18 protein-coding genes are annotated in these 21,518 nt (G+C 74.4%); 8 read left to right on the top strand and 10 right to left on the bottom strand.

Going from position 1 to position 21,518, the window contains the following annotated elements; translation table 11 throughout:
• Positions 1-131: 131 nt before the first annotated feature.
• Both ACFVS6_RS31465 and ACFVS6_RS31460 read left to right on the top strand, forming a co-directional pair.
• The gene (locus ACFVS6_RS31465) at positions 132-1,787 is read left to right on the top strand and encodes an amidohydrolase (RefSeq protein ID WP_389709195.1); all 1,656 of its coding nucleotides are present in this window, start codon (positions 132-134) and stop codon (positions 1,785-1,787) included.
• Positions 1,788-1,856: 69 nt separating this feature from the next.
• Positions 1,857-2,285 carry a hypothetical protein gene (locus ACFVS6_RS31460; protein ID WP_389709193.1) on the top strand — a complete coding sequence of 143 codons (429 nt, stop codon included), beginning with the start codon at positions 1,857-1,859 and terminating at the stop codon, positions 2,283-2,285.
• Between the two features lie 19 nt (positions 2,286-2,304).
• Here the strand turns inward: ACFVS6_RS31460 and ACFVS6_RS31455 are convergent, their stop codons facing one another.
• Together ACFVS6_RS31455 and ACFVS6_RS31450 are read right to left on the bottom strand one after the other, a co-directional pair.
• Complete coding sequence (locus ACFVS6_RS31455; protein ID WP_389709191.1) at positions 2,305-2,967, bottom strand: acetate uptake transporter; 663 nt, start codon at positions 2,965-2,967, stop codon at positions 2,305-2,307.
• Positions 2,964-4,082, bottom strand: coding sequence for a DUF3533 domain-containing protein (locus tag ACFVS6_RS31450; protein ID WP_389709189.1), 1,119 nt, complete (start codon positions 4,080-4,082; stop codon positions 2,964-2,966). Before ACFVS6_RS31450 ends, ACFVS6_RS31455 begins: the two co-directional genes overlap by 4 nt.
• A 158-nt stretch (positions 4,083-4,240) precedes the next feature.
• Between ACFVS6_RS31450 and ACFVS6_RS31445 the strand changes: the two genes are divergently transcribed.
• On the top strand, positions 4,241-7,858 hold the full coding sequence (locus tag ACFVS6_RS31445; protein WP_389709187.1) for a DNA polymerase III subunit alpha: 3,618 nt from the start codon (positions 4,241-4,243) through the stop codon (positions 7,856-7,858).
• A complete protein-coding gene (locus ACFVS6_RS31440) occupies positions 7,855-8,856 on the top strand; it encodes a hypothetical protein (protein WP_389709186.1) in 1,002 nt (333 codons plus the stop codon). Before ACFVS6_RS31445 ends, ACFVS6_RS31440 begins: the two co-directional genes overlap by 4 nt.
• Before the next feature lies 1 nt (position 8,857).
• On the opposite strand, the gene ACFVS6_RS31435 is transcribed toward ACFVS6_RS31440, so the two are convergent.
• Complete coding sequence (locus tag ACFVS6_RS31435; RefSeq protein ID WP_389709184.1) at positions 8,858-9,964, bottom strand: acyl-CoA dehydrogenase; 1,107 nt, start codon at positions 9,962-9,964, stop codon at positions 8,858-8,860.
• 206 nt (positions 9,965-10,170) lie between these two features.
• Here ACFVS6_RS31435 and ACFVS6_RS31430 point away from each other — a divergent pair, with 206 nt between their 5' ends.
• Positions 10,171-11,031: an esterase/lipase family protein gene (locus tag ACFVS6_RS31430; RefSeq protein ID WP_389709182.1), complete on the top strand. Its 861-nt coding sequence runs from the start codon at positions 10,171-10,173 to the stop codon at positions 11,029-11,031.
• 101 nt (positions 11,032-11,132) lie between these two features.
• Here ACFVS6_RS31430 and ACFVS6_RS31425 read toward each other — a convergent pair whose 3' ends face one another.
• From ACFVS6_RS31425 to ACFVS6_RS31410, 4 genes are all read right to left on the bottom strand, one after another.
• Entirely contained in the window at positions 11,133-12,227 is a 1,095-nt protein-coding gene (locus ACFVS6_RS31425) for a lytic polysaccharide monooxygenase (protein WP_389709180.1), read from the bottom strand.
• A 235-nt stretch (positions 12,228-12,462) separates the two neighbouring features.
• Positions 12,463-13,701: a serine hydrolase domain-containing protein gene (locus tag ACFVS6_RS31420; protein WP_389709179.1), complete on the bottom strand. Its 1,239-nt coding sequence runs from the start codon at positions 13,699-13,701 to the stop codon at positions 12,463-12,465.
• Between the two features lie 94 nt (positions 13,702-13,795).
• A complete protein-coding gene (locus ACFVS6_RS31415; RefSeq protein ID WP_389709177.1) occupies positions 13,796-14,281 on the bottom strand; it encodes a DUF402 domain-containing protein in 486 nt (161 codons plus the stop codon).
• On the bottom strand, positions 14,278-15,222 hold the full coding sequence (locus ACFVS6_RS31410) for a GNAT family N-acetyltransferase (RefSeq protein ID WP_389709175.1): 945 nt from the start codon (positions 15,220-15,222) through the stop codon (positions 14,278-14,280). The genes ACFVS6_RS31415 and ACFVS6_RS31410 overlap by 4 nt, the downstream gene beginning before the upstream one ends.
• A 71-nt stretch (positions 15,223-15,293) precedes the next feature.
• On the opposite strand from ACFVS6_RS31410, the gene ACFVS6_RS31405 reads away from it, so the two are divergent.
• Positions 15,294-15,680 (top strand): GntR family transcriptional regulator, encoded by a 387-nt coding sequence (locus ACFVS6_RS31405; RefSeq protein ID WP_388903445.1) that lies wholly within the window; start codon positions 15,294-15,296, stop codon positions 15,678-15,680.
• A gap of 129 nt (positions 15,681-15,809) precedes the next feature.
• On the opposite strand, the gene ACFVS6_RS31400 is transcribed toward ACFVS6_RS31405, so the two are convergent.
• Positions 15,810-16,907, bottom strand: coding sequence for a DUF5925 domain-containing protein (locus ACFVS6_RS31400; protein ID WP_389709173.1), 1,098 nt, complete (start codon positions 16,905-16,907; stop codon positions 15,810-15,812).
• A 205-nt stretch (positions 16,908-17,112) separates the two neighbouring features.
• On the opposite strand from ACFVS6_RS31400, the gene ACFVS6_RS31395 reads away from it, so the two are divergent.
• Positions 17,113-17,916 (top strand): SGNH/GDSL hydrolase family protein, encoded by an 804-nt coding sequence (locus tag ACFVS6_RS31395; RefSeq protein WP_389709210.1) that lies wholly within the window; start codon positions 17,113-17,115, stop codon positions 17,914-17,916.
• Between the two features lie 17 nt (positions 17,917-17,933).
• Here the strand turns inward: ACFVS6_RS31395 and ACFVS6_RS31390 are convergent, their stop codons facing one another.
• Positions 17,934-19,646 (bottom strand): serine/threonine-protein kinase, encoded by a 1,713-nt coding sequence (locus ACFVS6_RS31390; RefSeq protein WP_389709171.1) that lies wholly within the window; start codon positions 19,644-19,646, stop codon positions 17,934-17,936.
• Positions 19,647-19,892: 246 nt separating this feature from the next.
• Here ACFVS6_RS31390 and ACFVS6_RS31385 point away from each other — a divergent pair, with 246 nt between their 5' ends.
• Positions 19,893-20,162 carry a hypothetical protein gene (locus ACFVS6_RS31385; RefSeq protein WP_281205829.1) on the top strand — a complete coding sequence of 90 codons (270 nt, stop codon included), beginning with the start codon at positions 19,893-19,895 and terminating at the stop codon, positions 20,160-20,162.
• A 48-nt stretch (positions 20,163-20,210) separates the two neighbouring features.
• Here the strand turns inward: ACFVS6_RS31385 and ACFVS6_RS31380 are convergent, their stop codons facing one another.
• Positions 20,211-21,494, bottom strand: coding sequence for a CaiB/BaiF CoA transferase family protein (locus tag ACFVS6_RS31380; RefSeq protein WP_389709169.1), 1,284 nt, complete (start codon positions 21,492-21,494; stop codon positions 20,211-20,213).
• Positions 21,495-21,518: the final 24 nt, after the last annotated feature.

Genomic DNA, 21,518 nt, shown 5'->3' with positions numbered 1-21,518 from the left:
GACCTCACCCTGCTGGGCTCGGTGGTCGCCGGGCTCACCTACTGGGCCATGGCCCGGCGCGTGCCCTCGTACGCCCCGGCCGCCTGACGCGGCCCCCTTCCCTCCCACCCCCTGCACAGGAGCACCACCCCATGGCACAGCAGCCCTTCCCCGCAGACCTGCTGCTCACCGGAGCCCGCATCCACACCGTGGACGCGGAGCTGCCCGAGGCGGAGGCCCTCGCCGTGCACGACGGCCGGATCGTCTGGGTGGGCCCCGACACCGGGGCCGACGCCTGGGCCGGTCCGGACACCGAGCGCATCGACGCCGGCGGGAAGCTGGTCCTGCCCGGCTTCATCGACGCCCACAACCACGTCCGGCTCGGCTCCGACGACGCCTGCGTCCAGCTGGCCGGGGTACGGACCCTGGACGCCATCCTCGACCGCATCGGGACCTGGCACGAGGCCCACCCCGACGCCCCCTGGATCGAGGCCGAGGCCTTCGACTACTCCGCCATCCCCGGCGGCCGGATGCCCTGCGCCGCCGACCTCGACCCGGTCACCGGCGACACCCCCGCGATCGTCCTCTCGTACGACGTGCACACGGCCTGGCTGAACACCGCCGCCATGCGCCGCCTGGGCGTCACCCGCGAACGCACGGACCTGCCGTTCGGCACCGCCGCCGTGGACCCGGCGACCGGCGAGCCCACCGGCTTCGTCAAGGACTTCGCGATCAAGGGACTCTCCCGGGACGGCCACCGCGCGCTGCGCGACCTCGGCGTGCCGTGGGCCTCGCCCGACCGGCAGTACGGGCGCCTCGCCAAGAGCCTCGACGACGCCATCGGCTTCGGCATCACCACCGTCGTGGAACCGCAGAACTCCCTCGACGACCTCGAACTGTACGAGCGGGCCCGCGCCGAGGGCCGGCTGCGCTCGCGGATCGTCGCCGCGCTGTTCCACCCGCGCGGCACCACGGAGGAGGAACTCGACGCCTTCGCGGCCGCCGCCCGCAGGTACGCCGGGGACCGGCTGCGGGTGGGCCCGCTCAAGCTGTACATCGACGACGTGGTGGAGCCCCGCACGGCCGCCCTGCTGGAGCCGTACACCGGCTGCGGCAAGCACCGGGGCGAGACCTTCTACCCGGCCGAGGAGTTCGCGGAGCTGCTGGCCGGGCTGGACGCGCGGGGCTTCCAGTGCTTCGTCCACGCCACCGGCGACCGGGGCATCCGCACGGTCCTCGACGCGGTGGAGCACGCCCGCACGGTCAACGGCCCGCGCGACGCCCGCCACCAGGTCGTGCACGTCGAGTGCCTGGACCCGGCGGACGTGCCCCGCTTCGCGGAGCTGGGCGTGGTCGCCTGCATGCAGCCCCGGCACTGCGCCCCGGAGATCGCGGGCCCCGGCCAGGACTGGGCGGAGAACGTCGGCGAGGACCGCTGGCACAAGGCCTGGCCGATGCGGAGCCTGCACGAGGCGGGAGCCGTGCTGGCCTTCTCCAGCGACTGGAACGTGGCCGAGATGGATCCCATGGTCGGCATCTACACGGCGGTCACCCGCCGCCCGCTGGACGGCGGGGACCCGTGGCAGCCGGCCGAGACGGTGGACGTGCGGACGGCCGTGTACGGCTACACGATGGGCTCCGCCCACGCCAACTTCCTGGAGGCCGACCGGGGTTCACTGACCGTGGGCAAGGCCGCCGACTTCGTCGTCCTGTCCCGCGACATCCTCGCCATCGCCCCGGAACGCATCCCCGGCACGGTCGCCGAGACGGTGGTGGTGGCGGGCGAGGTGGTCCACCGGATCGGCTGACGCCGGTCCCGGGCCCTTCGTAGGGTGGAGCGCTGCCGGCGCGGCAGCGCTCTTCGGGGGGCGGGGACGATGGAATTGTTGATCGAGGCGGCACTGACGGTGCCGCTCATATGCGCCGTGGCACTGGCGGGGTGGCTGACGCGCAGGACGGTGGCCCGCCGGGCCGAGGCGCGGACGGCGTCCGCCGCCGGCGGCGCGGTCGTGCCGATCCCCTGCCGGGCGCGGTGGCGGCAGGGCGCCCGACGGCGGATCTTCGGGTACGGGAAGCTCGGCCCCGGCGCGGACGGCACGGGCGCGGTCTTCAAGGCCCCGCTGCGCAGGGCCGTCGTGCTGCCCTGCGGCGGCCGGGCCGCCGCCCGGACCGGCCTGCGCCCGGGCATGCACATGCTGGAGTACCGGGCCCCCGACGGCCTGCGCATCGACTTTTGGGTCCACGACGCGGAAATCGACCGCGCCGCCCGCATTTTGCGGATCCCGGACCCGGCCGACTTCCACTGACCCGGGGACCGGGCACGGCTCAGGTCTCGGGGTGCTCCTCGGGGGCGAGGAAACGGCCCATCGGCAGCACCTGGCGGCCCCACGTGCTCGCCATGATCTGCCCCGCCAGCAGGTACGTCGCCCCGAGCGCGGCCAGCAGCCCGCTCCAGCCGGTGATCCGGTTCCAGATCACCGAGCCGGTGAAACCGCTGATCGTCATCGCGACGAACACGACGAGGACGCAGGTGAACGTGGACAGCAGCACCAGGTGGATCCGCCAACTGCCGAGCCACAGGACGAACACCACGAACACCCAGGGCAGCGTGAACAGCCCGCTGACGTCCCCGCGCAGCGCCGGATCGGTGGCCGGCAGCACCCACTGGATCAGGCAGGCCTTCGCCATCCAGAAGAGTCCGAAACCGCCGAAGACGGTGGCGTGCCAGGTGTCGCCGCGCTGTGCCTGGAACAGCCCCGCCAGCAGCTGGGCGAGCCCGCCGATGAAGAAGCCGACCAGCGGCAGCACCGAGTGGCCCAGCTCCTCGGGGAAGACGCCCGCGTCGATCCCGGTGGCGATGACGGTGACCACGATGAACCCGGTGAGACCGAGCGCGCCCAGCTGCGCCTGGGCGCTGGGCTCCATCCGTTTGACGGAGACGGCCTGCGCTGCCGGGCCCTGACGGTTGCGGAAGACCGGGGTGTTCACCGCCCCGGGGTTCCGTCGTCGGCGAACCGGGCGACGGAGGGCGAGTCGTCGGGGAGCCCGCTGCCCACGGCGGCTCCCGGCCTGCCCTTGCGGAAGATCGCGCAGGCGAGCGTGACCGCCGAACCGACCACCGCCCAGGCCGCCAGCACCAGCATCGGGGTGCCCGCTCCGTTGCCCTTGAAGTAGGCGATGGAACGCGCGGCGTAGGTGCCCGCGCCCGGTGGCAGGGCCGGACCGATGGTGCTCCAGAACGGCGGGAGCAGCGGGTACGGGTAGGCGCCTCCCGCGCTCGGATTGCCGAACACGACGACCAGCAGGATCGCCAGGCCGATGCCGACGACGCCCGCCAGCCCCTGGAAGGCCAGGGTGATCGCGCCGACCGCGAAGACGACCAGGGTGCCGAGGCCCCACAGGCCCATGAGGGAGCCGGGCAGCGCGTCCAGGACCGGGCCGGCGATGACCGCGCCGAGCAACCCGGCGGCGATCGCGTACGCGAGGAGCGCGCCGAGCCGGATGACGGCGCGGGCGGAGTTCGCGGGCCGGGCGCCGGCGCTGATCGCGAGGATCGCGGCGCACAGGTACCCGCCGACGCACCAGCCGACGACGAGGTAGAAGGAGCTCAGGCCGCGTCCGTCACCCGCGGCGGACGGGGCCACGTCGGTGACCCGGACGGTACGGCCCTGGCTCTTCTCGGCGAGGCCGACGACCTCCTCGATGGCCTGGGAGAGGGCGGCTCCGGCGCCTCCCGCGACGAGCAGCCGGTCGGTGGTGCCCTCGGGGTCGACGACCAGGGCCCCGTCCACGTCGCGGTTCTGGATCAGCCGGACGGCGTCCACCTCGTTCGTGGCCACCCGGGTGTCGAGCGGCTTGCCGGGCAGGCCGTCGAGCTGTTGCGCGGTCCGCTGGGCGAGCGGCGCGGAGGGGGCGGCCACGGCGAGCGGGATCCCGCTGGGTTTCGGGTGGTGGAAGGCCCCGATGTAGGAGGTGATGAAGGCCAGCTGGAGGGCCAGTACGCCCAGGACCAGCAGGGCGGCCCGGGTGGTCACGGCGTCCTTGATCTCGGCGAGGAAGCTGCCGGGCGGGCCCGGGTCGGTGCTCGGGGTGGGCTGGGTCATGCCTCCCACGCTCGGCGTGTCGGGGGCGCGGCGCAGCAGGGGAGGACCGAACGGATGATCGAACAAGTGTTTCGCACGGGTATTCGAATTGCTCTATGGTGGAGAGCGGGGGACAGACCGAAGAGCCGGGGGGCATCGAAGGAAGCAGGAGGCCGCGGGTGCCCGGTTTTACGCATCTGCACACCGTCTCGGGGTTCTCCACGCGCTACGGGGCCTCCCACCCCGAGCGACTGGCGGAACGCGCCGTCGAGCGGGGCATGGACGCCCTCGCCCTGACCGACCGCGACACCCTCGCGGGCGCGGTGCGGTTCGCGAAGGCCGCGGCCGGAGCCGGCATCCGGCCCCTGTTCGGAGTGGACCTGGCGGTGGCCCCCGCGGCGTCGGCCGCCGGCACGTCCCCGGGGCTCCCGGCTTCCTCGGCGCCCGCGCCGTCCGGCCCGTCCCCGGTGTCCGCGTCGGCCGGTGTTCCGGTGGGCGAGGCCTCGTACCGGCGGCGCGTCCCGGTCAAGGGCGGGGCCTTCGTGGACGAGTCCGCCGCGCGCGCCGTCTTCCTGGCCCGGGACGGGGCCGCCGGCTGGGCCGAACTGTGCCGGATGGTCACCGCGGCCCACGCGGCGCACCGCGGCGCCGACCCGGGCGCGTCCGGCGCCGCCGTCGCCCCCGGGATCCGCGGCGACGGAGGCGACGGCGGTGGGGCCGACGGGGGCGCCGGCGTCCCCGTCCGCACCGGAACGCCGCTGCTGCCCTGGGACGCCCTGCGCGGCGACGGGGTGTTCGTCCTGCTCGGCCCCGGCTCCGAGGTCGGCCGGGCCCTCGCCGCGGGCCGCCCCGACCGCGCCGCCCGACTGCTCGCCCCCTGGCGGGAGGTCTACGGGGACTCCCTGCGCCTGGAGGCCGTCCACCACGGCCGCACCGGTACCGGACCGGGCTCGCTGCGGCTGGCCGCCCGTACGGTCGGCTTCGCCGCGCAGCAGGGCGTCCCGGCCGTCCTGACCAACGCCGTCCGGTACGCCGACCCGGGACTGGGCCCGGTCGCCGACGTCCTCGACGCGGCCCGCCGGCTCGTCCCCGTCGACCCCCGCGGCCCCCTCGACACCGGCGAACGGTGGCTCAAGGGCCCCGCCGCGATGGCCGAGGCCGCCGACCGGATCGCCGAGGCCGCCGGGCTGCGCCCCGCCGACGCCCGGCGCCTGCTCGCCCGTACCCGGGAGACCGCCGAGGCCTGCTCCGTCGACCCCGAGGACGACCTCGGCATCGGCTCCGTGCACTTCCCCGAGGCCCGCCTCGTCGGCGCCGCCCACCGCACCGCCCAGCGGGTCCTCGCCTCCCGCGCCGCGGCCGGCATGGTGCTGCGCGGCCATGCCGGCGACCGCGCGTACTGGGACCGGATGCACGAGGAGCTCGACGTCATCGCCCACCACGGCTACGCCTCGTACTTCCTGACGGTCGCCCAGGTCGTGGACGACGTGAGGGACATGGGCATCCGGGTGGCCGCCCGCGGCTCCGGCGCCGGCTCCCTGGTCAACCACCTCATCGGCATCGCGCACGCCGACCCCGTCGCGCACGGCCTGCTGATGGAACGCTTCCTCTCCAAACGCCGCCGGGTCCTGCCCGACATCGACATCGACGTCGAGTCCGCCCGCCGCCTGGAGGTCTACCGCCGGATCATCGCCCGCTTCGGCACCGAACGCGTCGCCACCGTCTCCATGCCCGAGACCTACCGGGTCCGGCACGCCATCCGCGACGTCGGCGCCGCCCTGTCCATGGACCCGGCCGCCGTCGACCGGCTCGCCAAGGCCTTCCCGCACATCCGGGCCCGCGACGCCCGCGCGGCCCTGGAGGAACTGCCCGAACTGCGTTCCGTCCGGGGGGAGTCGTACGGTCGTCTCTGGGACCTCGTCGAGGCGCTGGACGCACTGCCGCGCGGCACCGCCATGCACCCGTGCGGGGTGCTCCTCTCCGACGCCTCGCTGCTCGCCCGCACCCCCGTCGTCCCGACCAGCGGGGAGGGCTTCCCCATGTCCCAGTTCGACAAGGAGGACGTGGAGGACCTCGGCCTGCTCAAGCTCGACGTGCTGGGCGTCCGCATGCAGTCCGCGATGGCGCACGCGGTCGCGGAACTGCGCCGGGGGACCGGACGGGAACTCGACCTGGACGACCCGGCGCAGCTGCCGCCCGGCGACCCGGCGACGTACGAGCTGATCCGCTCCGCCGAGACGCTGGGCTGCTTCCAGATCGAGTCCCCGGGCCAGCGCGACCTGGTGGGGCGGCTGCAGCCCGCCACGTTCCACGACCTCGTGGTCGACATCTCGCTGTTCCGGCCGGGTCCGGTCGCCGCCGACATGGTGCGGCCCTTCATCGAGGCCCGGCACGGGCGGGCCCCCGTCCGCTTCCCCCACCCGGACCTGGCCGACGCGCTGGGGGAGACGTACGGGGTGGTCGTCTTCCACGAGCAGATCATCGAGATCGTGCACGTCATGACCGGCTGCGGCCGCGACGAGGCGGACCGCGTCCGGCGCGGGCTGTCCGACCCCGGCTCGCAGGCCCGGATCAAGGTCTGGTTCGCGGCCGCGGCCGCCGGGCGCGACTACTCGCCCGAGGTGATCGCCCGCACCTGGGAGATCGTGGAGGCCTTCGGCAGCTACGGTTTCTGCAAGGCGCACGCGGTGGCCTTCGCCGTGCCCACCTACCAGTCGGCCTGGCTCAAGACCCACCACCCGGCCGCCTTCTACGCCGGACTGCTGACCCACGACCCCGGGATGTATCCCAAGAGGCTGCTGCTGGCCGACGCCCGGCGCAGGGGGGTGCCCGTGCTCCCGCTCGACGTGAACCGGTCGGCGGCCGCCCACCGAATCGAACTGGTGTCCGGTCCGCCGGAGCGGTGGGGGCTCCGCCTCGCCCTCTCCGACGTCCACGGCATCAGCGGTGCCGAAGTCGGACGCATCGAGGCCGGCCGACCCTACGCCTCCCTGCGCGACTTCTGGGACCGGGCCCGCCCCGGCCGTCCCGTCGCCGAACGCCTCGCCCAGGTCGGCGCCCTGGACTGCTTCGGCGCGAACCGCCGTGACCTGCTGCTGCACTTGACGGAACTGCACGGCGCCCAGCGCGCCCAGCGCACCACGGGCACCCAACTCCCCCTGGAGGGAGGCAGGTCAACCGCCCGGGTCGGCCTGCCCGACCTCACCGACGCCGAACGGCTCAGCGCGGAACTCGGCATCCTCGGCATGGACACCTCGCGCCACCTCATGGGCGACCACCACGCCTTCCTCGCCGAACTCGGCGTCACCCCGGCCCGCCGGCTCCGGGACACCGACCACGGGCGGACCGTCCTGGTCGCCGGCGCCAAGGCCGCCACCCAGACCCCGCCGATCCGCTCCGGCCGCCGCGTCATCTTCACCACCCTCGACGACGGCACCGGCCTGGTCGACCTCGCCTTCTTCGACGACAGTCAGGAAGCCTGCGCGCACACCGTCTTCCACTCTTTCCTGCTCCTCGTACGAGGGGTCGTGCAGCGGCGCGGACCGCAGAGCCTCAGCGTGGTCGGAGCGGCCGCCTGGGACCTCGCCGCCCTCGCCGAACTGCGCGACCGCGGCGGCCTGGAAGCCGTCACCGCCCGGCTCGCCGAACCCCTGACCCGGGGCCCCGGCGACTCGGGCCGCCGCATCCACCTCCCGACCGGCTACGAGATGAACCCGTGGGCCGACCTCCGGCCGCCCGGCGAGGGCCCCGCGACCGGCCGCAAGCTGTGGCACTCCAGCCCGGGGAGCGCCGGATGACCGCGATCCTGCACGTCCGCTGCGCCCCCGGACTCCCCGAGCGGGGCTACCGCGACGTCCTCGACCTGCTCCGCGAGTTCTCCCCCCTCGTGCAGGCGCTGCCGCCGCGCGCCGCCCTGGTCCAGGCGCGCGGCGCCCAGCGGTACTTCGCCGCCGACGCCACCCGCATCGCCGAGGTCGTCCGGCTCCGCGCCGTGGCCCGGCTGGGCACCGACGTGCGCATCGGCGTCTCCGCCACCTGGGCCGTCGCCGCCACGGCCTCCGCGCGGATACCCGGACCCGGCGGGATCCTCGCCGTGCCCGAGGACGAGGTCACCGCGTTCCTCGAACCCCTCCCCGTGGAAGCGCTGCACGGACTCGGGGCCCGGCAGGCCGAAGCGCTCCGCGGGTACGGGCTGCACACGGTCGGGGCGCTCACCCGGGTGCCGTCCGGAGTCATCGAACGGATCCTCGGCAAACGGGCCGGCCGTACGGTCGCCGAACGCTCCCGCGGCGTCGACCCCCGCCCCGTCACCCCGCGCGACCTGCCCGCCTCCGCCGCCGTCCGCACCCGCTTCGCCCGCCAGGAACTCGACGGCCCCCACGCCCGGGCCGCCCTGCTCGCCCTCGTGGTCCGGCTCGGCGCCACCCTGCGCGAACGCCGCCAGGCCGCCCGGTCCCTGGCCCTGACCCTCCACTTCGCGGACGGCACCCGCTGGGAGAAGTCCCGTCGCCTCACCGAACCCTCCGGGCACGACGAGGACCTGCGCACCCTCGCGTACCGCCTGATGTGCGCGGCGGGACTCCAACGGGCCCGGCTGGCCGGCATGACGCTCCGCGCCGAGGACCTCACCTGCGCGGCCGCGGTCACCCGGCAGCTCTCCATGGACCCCGTCCGCGAATCCCGCCTCACCGTCGAGGCCGCCGTCGACCGGGCCAACGCCCGCTTCGGCCCGGGCACGGTCAGGCCGGCGTCCACCTTCGCGGCGGGTCACCTGCCCGGGGCGGTCGCGGCCTGACTCACAGGTCTTCGAGCATCAACCGGGCCGTTTCCGTGCGCAGCGAGGTGGTCTGGGCCTGGATCAGGTGGAACTGGGCCTCCCGGGAGAGCCGGCCCGCGGTGTGCCCGTACTGGATCGCGCGGCCACCCGCCACGGCGACGCAGGTCGCGGCGGCCCGCACGGCCAGGTCCAGCGAGGCCGCCCGCAGGGCGAGGCGCTCCGCCGTTCCCTCGCCCGGCGCGAGCTCGTCCCGCAACCCGTACGCCCGCGCCCGCAGCCGGGCCGTCCGCCGGGCGACCCGCAGCCCGAGGTCCTCGTACGGGGGCGACGCGAGCAGGAAGTCGGCCGTGGCCCGCAACTGGCCGAAGATCGCGGGCTGGGCGTCGGCGTTCTCCAGGTCGTACGCCCGGATCCAGCCGGCCCGCGGTTCCCGGCCCAGCACCCGGGCATCGGGCACGTGGACGTCGCGCAGCTCCACGGAAGCCGTGTGCGTACCGCCCATCGCCCACAGCGGGGCCCCCGCGGCGGCGGTCATGCCCCCGTCCGCAACGCGGTCGACCAGCGCCAGGACCACCTCGTCGGAGGCGGTGACGGCCCCGACGAACAGGGAGTCGGCCAGTTCCCAGCCGGTCACCCACGGCGCCCGGCCGGACAACCGCCAACCACCCGGCACCCGTTCGGCGGTGACGGGCGGGCGCGGGTGCCGCAGGAAGGCGAAGCCGGCCGTCGCCCGCCGCGCGCCCCCGGCCAGCGCCGGCAGCCACTCCTCGCGCAGCGCGCCGCCCACCGGACCGTCCGCCGCGAGCAGGGCCTTGGCCAACGGGACGTGCTGGGTCCACACGAACCAGGTCGACGGATCCACCGCCGCCAACACCTCGTGCACCTCCCGGGCCACCTGACGCGGCGTGAGTCCGCCCTCCGGCGCCGGTTCGTATCCGATCAACCCGTACGCCCCGCAGGCGGTCAGCGCCTCCAGGTGCGCGGCGGGCACCCCCTCCACGGCCGTCCGCTCCGCCTCGGGCCGCAGGACGCGCACCGCGGCCTCCGTGACGGCCGCGACGAGCGGATCGGCCGCCAGGTGCGCGGGAGCCGCGAGTTCGGTACCGGCGCCAGGGGCCCTCTGCATGACCGTGCTCATCTCGACCGGGGGTTCGGGGGCGTCCATTGTTCACGAGCGGTGCTGGAGAAGGGCTCGACACGCGATTTTTTACCGACGCGTAACTTCCCTGTCTTGCTACTCGCCCGTAATTTAGCGGCAGCAGCCCCACCTTGTGATCCGGATCACGGGACGAACCCCCACGCATTCCCCTTGACCCGCAAGGAGATCACACGATGCTGCCCTGGAGACGCCTGCTCCGCCCGCTGGCCGTCCTCACCCTCGCCGCCGCCGCACTCGTCGCCCCCACCGGCACGGCACAGGCCGCGACCACCACCAGCAGCGGCTGGAACAACTGGTCCTGCAAACCGTCCGCCGCGCACCCCCGGCCCGTCGTCCTCGTCCACGGCACCCTCGGCAACTCCGTCGACAACTGGCTCGGGTTCGCGCCGTACCTCGTCCACCGCGGCTACTGCGTCTACTCCCTGGACTACGGGCAGCTCCCCGGCGTGCCCTTCTTCCACGGCCTCGGCCCCATCGACAAGTCCGCAGGCCAGCTCGACGTCTTCGTCGACAAGGTCCTCGCCGCCACCGGCGCCCCCAAGGCCGACATCGTCGGCCACTCCCAGGGCGGCATGATGCCGCGCCACTACCTGAAGTTCCTCGGCGGCGCCGCCAAGGTCAACGCGCTCGTCGGCATCGCCCCCGACAACCACGGCACGACCCTTCTCGGCCTCACCAAGCTCCTCCCGTACTTCCCCGGGGCCGAGGACCTGATCAGCACCGCGACCCCGGGCCTCGCCGACCAGATCGCCGGGTCCCCCTTCCTCACCCGGCTCAACGCGGGCGGCGACACCGTCCCCGGCGTGAAGTACACCGTGATCTCCACCCGGTACGACCAGGTCGTCACCCCGTACCGGAGCCAGTTCCTCGACGGGCCCGACGTCCGCAACGTCGTGCTCCAGGACCTGTGCGCCCTGGACTTCTCCGAGCACGTCACCATCGCCCTGACCGACCGGCTCACCTGGCACGAGGCGCTGAACGCCCTCGACCCGGCCAACGCCGAACGGACCACCTGCGCGTCGGTCTTCGACTGACGCGCAGGCGGTCCGCGGCGGGAGGGCGCCGTTGGGGCGGCGCCGTGGATCAAGACACCCGGTCGGGGCCGACGCCCCGACCGGGAGTTCGACGACGGGTCCTAGCGGCCGTGGCGGCCCGACGCCGCCCGGCGGCGGGCCATGGCGAACAGCACGGCCGCGCCCGCGGCCAGCGCGCCCGCACCGGCGATGGCGATCGTCGGCGTGGCGCTGCTGCCGCCGGTCTCCGCGAGGTTGTCGCCCTTGACGGCCAGTGGGGTGGAGGACGCGAGCGGCGCGGGGCCGGCGGCGTGAGCGTTCGTCTTCGGGTCGTCGTCCCCGTGGCCGTTGTGCTCCACCGAGGACTTGGCCGACCCGTCCGCGATCTGCTGGTCCGTCGGGGCCTGCGGCTTGGGCGCCTCCCCACCGGTGGCGGGCGTCGCGGCGACCGGCGTGCCGGGGGCCGAGGAGCCGGTCCCCGGCTTGGAACCGGGCTTCGTACCCGCCGGCACGCTCGCGGAGGCGCTCGGCCCGCCGCCGGGCGCGGGCGTCGTCGTACCGCCGCCCGCGGAACCGCCGTTGTCCTTGCCGAACACGACGTCGGAGCAGGTGTAGAAGGCCTCCGGGCTGTCCGAGCGCTGCCAGACGCTGTAGACGAGGTGGCGGCCGGTCTTCTTCGGGACCGTTCCGCTGAACACGTAGTCGCCGTTCTGCATCCCCGGGTCGGTGACCTTCGCGAACGGCGCCGCCTCCAGGTCGGACCACTTCAGCGGCTTCGTCGGGTCGTACCCGTCCTTCGTCACGTACAGCTCGAAGGAACCCCGGTGCGGGGCGGTGCCCTTGTAGCGGAAGGTGTGCGCGCCCGCGGTCATCGGGCTCGCCGGCCAGTCGGCGCGCGGCAGGTCCAACCCCTTGTACTTGGCGTTGCCGGCCGAGCACAGCTGTCCGTCGGGGATCAGGGACTTGCTCTGCCCGGCCGCGTTCGCGATGTTCACCGCGTTCCAGTCGTAGAACGCCTGCGCCCCGCTCGCCGCGACGGCGGCCTTGCACGCCGCCGACTTCGGGGACTCCGGCCCCTCCGCGTAGCACGCCGCCACCCGGCTCACCGGGTCCGTCATCGAACCGTGGGCCGCCGCGGGCACGGTGGCGTACGCGGCCACCGCGAGCGGGGCGAGACCGACGGCGGCGATCCGGGTGGCGGTGCGGCGTACGGGCATGGGGGAACTCCTTCGGGCACGGGGCAGGGTGCGCCAGTGGACCCGGACTGCGCGGCGCCGCCCCGAATCGGGGCCCGACGCCGTTCCCGGCCCTCCCTGGCACCGCCAAGCTAGCCCGCCGAACGGGCCGTTCCGCCCCCTCGCCCCCACCGAAGCTGATCCTTAGGCTCCACTTAAGGCAGGGACAAGCGGGGGCTCAGGTAACGGGCCCCGTACCCCGTCCCGGGCCGCGGTCTCAGCCGCGGCGCGGGGCCGTGGGCTTGTGGCCCGGGTAGACGTGGGTGGGGGTGACGATGCTCGTGACGGCCTCGCCGAAGAGGGTGCTGGGTTCCTGGCCCTCGTGCAGGTTGTCCGTGTTGAGGAGGACGACCATCGTGGCCCGCGCCTCGGGCAGGTACACCGGGAGGACCTCGTAGCCGGGGATCGAGCCGTTGTGGCCGATCCAACCCTGGATGTCGAAGATGCCCAGGCCGTAGCCGTCGCCCGGGATTCCCATCGGGGTGGTCCGCAGGCGCTCGGCCTGCGTCGCGGGCTTCAGGAGGGCGCCGGTGGCGAGGGTGTGGGCCCAACTGCGCAGGTCGTCCAGGTCGGAGGCCATCGCGCCGGCCGCCCACGCCCAGGAGGGGTTCCAGTCGGTCGCGTCCACGGTCCGGCCGGAGGGCGTCTGGTCGGTGTAGCCGTGCGCGTACGGGACCGGCAGGGCAGCGCCCGTCGGGAAGACCGTGCCACGCAGGCCGGCCGGTTCGATGACGTCCCGCTGGATGACCTCGTGCAACGGCCGGCCCGTCACCTTCTCCAGCACCAGACCGAGGAGGATCAGGTTGGTGTTGGAGTAGTCGAACCGGGCGCCCGGCGCGAACTGTGCGGGGTGCTTGAACGAGTAGTCGAGCAACTGCCGCGGGGCGATGGGCTTTTCCGGCGCGGATTCGAGCCGCTCGACGAAGTCCGGGTCCAGGCTGTAGTTGAACAGCCCGCTGCGCATGCCCGCGAGTTCGCGCAGGGTGATGCGGTCCCCGTTCGGTACGCCCTCGACGTACCTGCCGATCGGGTCGTCCAGGCGGACCGTGCCCCGGTCGACCTGCCGGAGCAGGGCGGTGACGGTGAACGTCTTCGTCTCACTGCCGATGCGGACGTGCAGCCCGGTCGTCATCGGCGCTCCGCTCGCCCTGTCCGCCACGCCGAAGGTCCTGACGTAGCTCCCCTTGCCCGGCGCCCACAGCCCGACGATCGCGCCCGGCACCCCGGTCTCGCGCATGACCCGACGCAGGGCGGCGTCCAGCCGTGCCGCGACGGCCGGCGTGAGCTGCGGGAAATCGGAGTCGGTCCCCGGCGACGGGGCCGCCGCGGCGGCTGCCGCCGGCCGCGCCGGCTGCTGTGCCCCGTGCGCGGGACCCGTGAGCGTCGGGGCGGCGAGCAGGCCGGCCGCCGCGGCGGTCGCGCAGGCACGGCGGAGCCGGATGTGGGCTGGCGTCACGGCAGTCTCCGGTCGTCCGGGAACCCTGCGAACCACCCCAGCGTAGGCCCGCCCCACCCCGGTCGCGCGGTGAGCCGTCGCCGGCCCCCCGGGGCTACGGGAGCAGCGGGGCGAGGCCCTCGGGGGTCCTGGCCCGGTCCTCAAGGGCGTCCAGGGCCTGCACGGCCCGGGTGGCCGCCGCGGGGTCGCGGGTGCGCAGGCCGCTCGCCTCGAACTCGTCCTCGTCCAGCCGCAGGACCGACGCCCCGTCCGCGGACACCCACAGGTCGAGGTCCAGGTCCTCGACCACGATCTCGCCCTCGCGGACCACCGCCGGGCGCGTGATGTCGCAGTACCAACCCTTGAGGACGCCCCCGCCCGTCCACACCTCCTTCACCGCGTACCAGCGCGTGCGCCAGAAGTGTTCGACGAACACGTCGCCGGGTTCGAAGCGCACGAAGCCGAAGTCCTTGACGGTCGCGGCCGCCCACGGGGCGCGCACGGAGATCCGGTCGCCGTCGTCGGCCACCTCCGTCGCCGGATAGCGGATCTTGGTGCGGCCCGCCTTGGTAAGGGTGACCGTCCATCCGGGTGTGTTCATCGCGCGGCTCCCGCCTTCTTCGTCCAGCGCGTCTCGGACGCGCAGATCTCGTACCCGAACCACCTGTTGATGGCGAGCATCGGTTCGTTCCCGCTGTCGTTGCCGGTGAACGCCTCCCGGTAGCCCGCGGCGCGGGCCCGGTGCAGCGAGTCGGTCTTGGCGAGCTTGGCCAGGCCGCGGCCGCGGAAGGCGCGCAGGGTGCCGGTCATCGCCGAGCCGTACCGGGTGGCGCCGTCGGTGTGCGCCGCGGAGAAGGCCGCCACGACGCCGTCGACGAGGACGACCGTGGTCAGTTCGTGGTCGAGGATCGGGTTCGACCAGACGTCGTTCAGCCACTCCTCGTAGTCGTCCAGCCCGACCTGTACGTCACCCGGCTCGTCGGCCGTCGCCTCGGCGTCGGCCCGGTGCAGCGGGCGCGGATCCGCCGCGAAGGCGCTGCCCGGCCGCAGTTCCACCCCGGCGGGCAGGTCGTCGGGCAGCGGCGGCAGCGTGCCGGCCGTCAGGTCCAGGCGCAGGAAGTGGGCCGAACGGCTCGGCCGGTAACCGCGCCGCTCCGCGAACGCCCGGTTCTCCGACTCGTCCAGCACCCAGGTGTACGTGTCCAGCACGTCCAGCGACGCCAGATGCTCCTCGGCCGCCCGGACGAGCAGGCCACCGGCGCCCAGTCCGCGGTGCTCGGGGTCGACGTACGCGTTGAACCAGGCCTGCCCCGGTTCGGTGCCCCGGTGGGCCACGCCCACCGAGACGGTGCCGACGGGCAGTCCCTCCGGGTTCTCGGCGAGCAGGACGCGGTGGTGGCCGTCGGGGTGCGCGGAGGTCAGTTCGTGGGCCACGCCCGCCGCGGTGGTGATGAGGAAGGGGAGCGCGGAGCGGCGCACCCGGACGACGGCTTCGGCGTCGGCGACGTCGCCCGGACGGAGGTCGCGGATCGTGGGGATCATGTGGCCGACGCTACGTCCGCGAGGCCGGGGGCCGCCTCCGAATTACCCGGCGATGGGGGAGAATCGGCGCTGTGACCCCGACGAACCTGAAGATCACCCTTGACGGCGCGGCGGGCTCGCCCGCCCCCTACGAGCAGCTGCGCGCGCAGATCGCCGACCGGGCCCGGTCCGGGAAGCTGCCGGCCGGCTTCAAGCTGCCCACGGTGCGGGGTCTGGCGGAGGAACTGGGACTTGCCGCCAACACCGTCGCGAAGGCGTACCGGGCCCTGGAGGCCGACGGGGTCATCGAGACGCGGGGCCGCAACGGGACCTTCGTCGCGGCGGCCGGGGAAGGCGCCGCCCGCGAGGCCGCCGGGGCCGCGCAGGCCTACGCGGAACGGGCCCACCGGCTGGGCCTGACCCGGGAGCAGGCCCTGGAAGCGGCCACGGAGGCGCTCCGCGCCCGGTACGGGCAGTAGCGCGGCCGCCGCCGGTCAGGCCCTCCGTGCCCGGTACGGGCAGTGGCGCGGGCGCCGAACAAGGCCTCCGCGCCCGGTACGGGCAGGTGCGTGGCCGCCACCGTTCAGGTTCCCCGGGGCGCCCCGGCGTCAGAGGTAGAGGCCCGCTTCCCTGTCGTGGGTCTGCGCCGGCAGGACGGCGGCCGGGCCCGTGCCGCGCCGGAGGGCGAAGAGCTCGGCCAGGGTGGCGCCCTCGCGGGACACGCCCTCGTCCGTGCCGAGCCAGTCCACGGCCTCCCCGTGGGTCAACCGACCCACCTCGATGCGGGCCAGGCAGCGGCCCGGCCGGACCACCGCCGGGTGGAGCCGCTCCAGGTCCTCGTTGGTGGTGACGCCGACCAGGACGTTGCGGCCCTGCCCCAGCAGACCGTCCGTCAGGTTCAGCAGTCGTGACAGCGCCTGGCCGGCGGTGTGCCGGGCCTCGCCGCGGATCAGCTCGTCGCAGTCCTCCAGGAGCAGCAGCCGCCACCGGCCCTTGGCCGTGCCCTCGTCCTCGCCGATCGCGATGTCCATGAGGTAGCCGACGTCGTTGAACAGCCGCTCCGGGTCGAGGACGCAGTCCACCTGGCACCAGTCCCGCCAGGACCGGGCCAGCGTGCGCAGCGCGGAGGTCTTGCCGGTGCCGGGCGGCCCGTGCAGCAGGAGCAGGCGCCCGGCGATGTCGTCCGGGGTGACCTTCATCAGCCGGTCCATCGCCCCGGCCACCGGGGCCGTGTAGTTGGGGCGGACCTCGTCCCAGGTCCCCGCCGAGATCTGCCGGGTGGTGCGGTAGGGGCCGCGGCGCGGGGAGACGTACCAGAAGCCCATGGTGACGTTCTCCGGCTGCGGTTCGGGCTCGTCCTGCGCCCCCTCGGTGGCCTCTCCGAGGACCCGCTCCGCGACCTCGTCGCTGACCGCCGTCACGGTCACGTCGGCGCCGCGGCTCCAGCGGGAGACCAGCAGCGTCCAGCCCTCGCCCTCGGCGAGGGTCGCGCTGCGGTCGGTGTCGCGCGCGGAGCGAAGGACGGTCGCCCGGGGTGGCAGCAGCGTCGCCTCGGCCTTCACCCGTTCGATCGACACGCTCTGCGAGTAGGGCTGTTCGCCGGACGCGAAGCGGCCCAGGAACAACGCGTCGACCACGTCCGACGGCGAGTCGCTGTCATCGACATTGAGCCGGATCGGCAGCGCGGCATGCGGGTCTGCTGGCATGGCGCCCATGATCCGGCACGAACTGGCCTCCTGCACCTGTGTTTCGCCGGAACGAGTGCCCGAATTCCCTCTTCAAACGCATCGGGAGTAAAGATTCCGGCCGGTTCCCACCCCGAACATTCTTGGCATGAACGCTTCCAGAAAGCCCCGGCTGCTTGTACCACGGACTCAGGAGTAACCCCCACAAGGAGCCGCACACATGAGCATGAGAATGTCGCGCTTCGCAGCACTCGCCTCCTCCCTGGTCCTCGCCGCGGGCGCCGCCCTCTTCGGCGCGGGCCAGGCGGCCGCCGCCCAGGCCGACTTCGGTTACGTCGCCCTCGGCGACTCGTACTCCTCCGGCGTCGGCGCCGGCAACTACGACAGCGGGAGCGGCAACTGCAAGCGCACCAGCCGGGCCTACCCCGCCCTGTGGGCCGCCGCCCACTCCCCGCAGACCTTCTCCTTCACCGCGTGCTCGGGCGCCCGTACCGGTGACGTCCTCGCCAACCAGCTCGCGCCGCTCAACTCCGGCACCGACCTCGTCAGCATCACGATCGGAGGCAACGACGCCGGTTTCGCCGACGTCATGACGACCTGTGTGCTCCAGTCCGAGTCCACCTGCGTCAACCGCGTCAACCAGGCCAAGGGATACGTCGACTCCACCCTGCCCGGCCAACTCGACCAGGTCTACAACTCCATCCGCAGCCGCGCCTCCGGCGCCAAGGTGGTCGTCATCGGCTATCCCCGCTTCTACAAGCTGAACGGCACCTGCACCACCGGCCTCACCGAGGGCGAACGCTCCGCCATCAACGGTGCGGCCGACCACCTCAACGCCGCCATCGCCAAGCGCGCCGCCGACCACGGCTTCACCTACGCCTCGGTCGCCGGAGCCTTCACCGGCCACGAGATCTGCTCCGGCAACGCGTGGCTGCACAGCCTCAACTGGCTCAACATCGGCGAGTCGTACCACCCCACGGCCGCCGGCCAGTCCGGGGGCTACCTGCCCGCCTTCAGCTCCAAGGCCTGACGCCCGCGGGCCGCTCCTCAGGCGGCCGGCTCCGGATCCGACGCCCCCGAGGGCGTCGGATCCGGTGACTCCGACGGGTCCGGCGTCCCGGAGCCCGAGGGCGATCCGCCCGTCGGCGTCGGGGTCGGCGTCGGGGTGGGTGTCGGCGTCGGCGTCGGCGTCGGTGAGGGCGCCGCGCAGGCCACCGAGAACCCCAGCCACGCGGACTCCGTCCGCACCGGCTGCCGCACCTCGATCCGCACCGCGTCGTCCAGCGTCGCCCCCGCCCGGTATCCGGTCGCCGTGTGGAAGAGCTGGCGGGTCCGGGGGCCGCCCTCCTCGTACGCGAGGCTCTGCCACTCCTCGCCCGCGACCGACCCGCCGCGCGTGGTCCAGCGGTACTCCAGCACGGCCGGGGTACGGGTCACTTCGAGGGTGGCGGTGAAGGCGGGCGCCCCCGCCGCCGGCGGCGGGCAGTTCCCGGCCCAGGCCGCGCGCAGGGTGTGGGCGTACACGGTGACGGCCTGCGCGGCGTCCGTTTCCGAAGAGGTCGGCGCGGAGGACGGGACGGAGGGGGCCGCGGAGGTCGGGGCCGACGCCGAGGGGGTCACCGCCCCCGCGCCCCGGCCGTCGTCACCGCCCGGGGAGTCCCTGAGCAGCAACCAGGCCAGCACCCCCAGGGCCGCGAGCAGCACCGCGATGCCGAGGGTCAGCACCACCCCCGCGCCGCCCTCCCGAGGGGCCGGTCCACCGTCCGGCCCGGGTCCGCCCGCGCGGCCCGGCCCGGGTACCGGCATCGGTGGCGTCGCCCCGCCGTACGGACCGCCGCCGCCCTCCTGGCGCAGCACCGCGGTGGCCGCCGTCCCGCCGGGCCCGGCCGTCGGACCGCCGGAGTCCCGTACGGCGCCGCCCGCTCCGATGACGCGGAGCATCCGGGTGGCCTCCGCCGCGTCCAGTCGCAGGTCCGGGTCCTTGCGCAGCAGCCCCTCCAGGACGGGCGCCAGGGGTCCGGCCCGGCGGGGCGGCGGCAACTCGCCGTCCACCACGGCCTGGAGCGTCGACAGCGGGGTGTCCTGCCGGAACGGCGAGACGCCCTCCACGGCCGCGTACAGCAGCACCCCGAGCGACCACAGGTCCGACTCGGGCCCCGGGTCGCGGCCGAGGGCCCGCTCGGGAGCCACGAACTCCGGGGAGCCCACGACCTCGCCCGTCATCGTGATCGCGTTGGAGCCCTCCAGGCTCGCGATGCCGAAGTCGCCCAGCACCACCCGCCCGTCGTTGGCCAGCAGCACGTTGGCCGGCTTGACGTCCCGGTGCAGCACTCCCGCCCCGTGCGCGGCACGCAGCGCCGCGAGGACCTGCTCACCGAGGTGCGCCGCCCGCTGCGGGCTCATCGGCCCCTCGGCCTCCAGCACTTCCGCCAGGGACAGCCCGCGCACCAGCTCCATCACGATCCACGGCCGGCCGTCCTCGGTCGCCACGTCGTAGACCGTGACGACCCCGCGGTGCGAGACCCGGGCCGCCGCCCAGGCCTCCCGCTCCAGGCGCCGGTACATGCGGGCCATCCCGGCCGCGTCCATCCCGGCGGGCGCGCGCACCTCCTTGACGGCGACCTCGCGACCCAGTACCTCGTCGCGGGCCCGCCACACGATGCCCATGCCCCCACGGCCGAGCGGGCCGAGCAGCCGGTACCTTCCGGCGACGACACGCGCGGCGTCATCGCTTTCGTTCCCACTCACGCGTACCCCCATGCGTCACCGGGCGATCACTCCAAGTTAGCGCAGGACGCGTTGCGCGGCCCCTGTCGTGACACCACTCTCCACAAGACCCCCCAAGTCGGCCGATTTGTGCGGAGAGTGACGGTCGACTCCGTTGAGTAATCGTCAACTACCCGTAAGGACAGGGGTAATTCACACCACCGGGATACCCGAGCGCGACGCGGGGGCGATAGGGTTAACCTGCCCGGGCCGGGTGCCCTCGTACGGGTGGGGAGAGACATGGAACAGATAGCAATGCGCAGCAGGCCGCCCCGCGTGCCTGCCATCACCTGCGGCAGCAAGGCGACAAGCTCGCGCCTCGACCGCCACCTCGCGGTATTGGGCGGCCCCGCCGTCCCGCACCACGAGGCCGCCGAGGCGACCCTGCTGATGCGTGAGCTCACGTCCCGCGACCACACGCACGTCCAGCGGAGCCGGAGCGCGCGCGTCGCGCTCTTCGCCCCGCTGCGCAGGCTGCGGCGCACGCTCTTCGGCAGCCGCCGCTCGTAACTGCCCCGCAGTGCAGCCGGCCGCTCCGGCCGCACCCGGCCCACGTCCCTACTCGCCGGCGTCTCCCCGGCCTTCGGCGATCACACCGTCCCGGCGCAGCTCCGCGATCTGCGCGCCCGTCATCCCCAGGGCGCGCAGCAGGGGCTCGTCGTGCCGACCGAGCGCGGGCACCGCTCCCATGCGCGGTGCCGCGCCGCCCGGCAGCCCGATCGGCGGCAGCAGGGCCCGCAGCGGGCCCACCGGAGAGTCCACCTCCCGCCAGCGGTCACGCGCCGCCAGCTGCGGATGCCCTGCCAGTTGCGCCACCGAGTTCAGTCGCGCGCAGGCGATCCCCGCCGCCTCCAACCGCCGGACCGCCTCGTCCGCCCCCAGCCGCCCCAGCGCCCCGGCCACCACCGCGTCGGTCCGCCCGCGCCCCTTGGTGCGTGCCGCGTTGGTCGCGAACGCCGGGTCCTCGGCCAGGTCCGGCCGATCCAGTACCTGCCGCGCCAGCCGCCGCCACTCCCGGTCGTTCTGCACCGACAGCAGCACCCGGTCCCCGTCCGCCGTCGCGTAGGCGTCGTAGGGCGCGATCACCGCGTGTGCGAGGCCCGTCCGCGCGGGCTGCTCCCCGCCGTGCATCGTGTGGTGCAGCGGATGCCCCATCCACTCGGCGAGCGAATCCAGCATCGACACCTCGACGGGGCCGCCGCGCCCGGTGATCCCGCGGCGCACCAGCGCGGCGAGGACGCCCGAGAAGGCGTACATGGCCGCGGCGATGTCCGCGGCCGGGATTCCCGCCTTCACCGGCTCGTCGGGGGTGCCGGTCACCGACACCAGGCCCGCCTCGCACTGCACGAGCATGTCGTAGGCCCGCTTGTGGGCGTACGGGCCCTGCGGGCCGTAGCCGGAGATGTCCACGGCGATCAGCCGCGGGTAGCGGGCGCACAGCGCGGCCGCGTCGAGCCCGAGCCGGGCGGCGGCCCCGTGCGCGAGGTTCTGGACGAAGACGTCGGCCCCGTCGAGCAGCCGGTGCAGCACCTCCAGGCCGCGCGGGTCCTTCAGGTCGAGCGTCAGGGACTCCTTGCCGCGGTTGGCCCAGACGAAGTGCGAGGCCAGGCCGTTGGCGGCGGTGTCGTAGGCGCGGGCGAAGTCCCCGCCGTCGGGACGCTCGACCTTGATCACGCGAGCGCCGAGGTCGGCGAGCTGCCGGGTGGCGAACGGGGCCGAGACGGCCTGCTCGACGGCGACGACGGTGAGGCCGGCGAGGGGCAGCGGCTCCTCGGCGCGCGCGTCGGGCCGGGGGCGGGGGTGGGGTTCGTGCTCGGGCCGGGGGTGCGAGTCGGTGTCCATGACACCGATCCCTATCCCGGGACG

Origin of the sequence: Streptomyces sp. NPDC057939 (genome assembly GCF_042887545.1) — a bacterium.
Taxonomy (GTDB): domain Bacteria; phylum Actinomycetota; class Actinomycetes; order Streptomycetales; family Streptomycetaceae; genus Streptomyces.
Note: the sequence above shows the minus strand (reverse complement) of the source record. Positions and strands in the feature narration are given on the sequence as shown.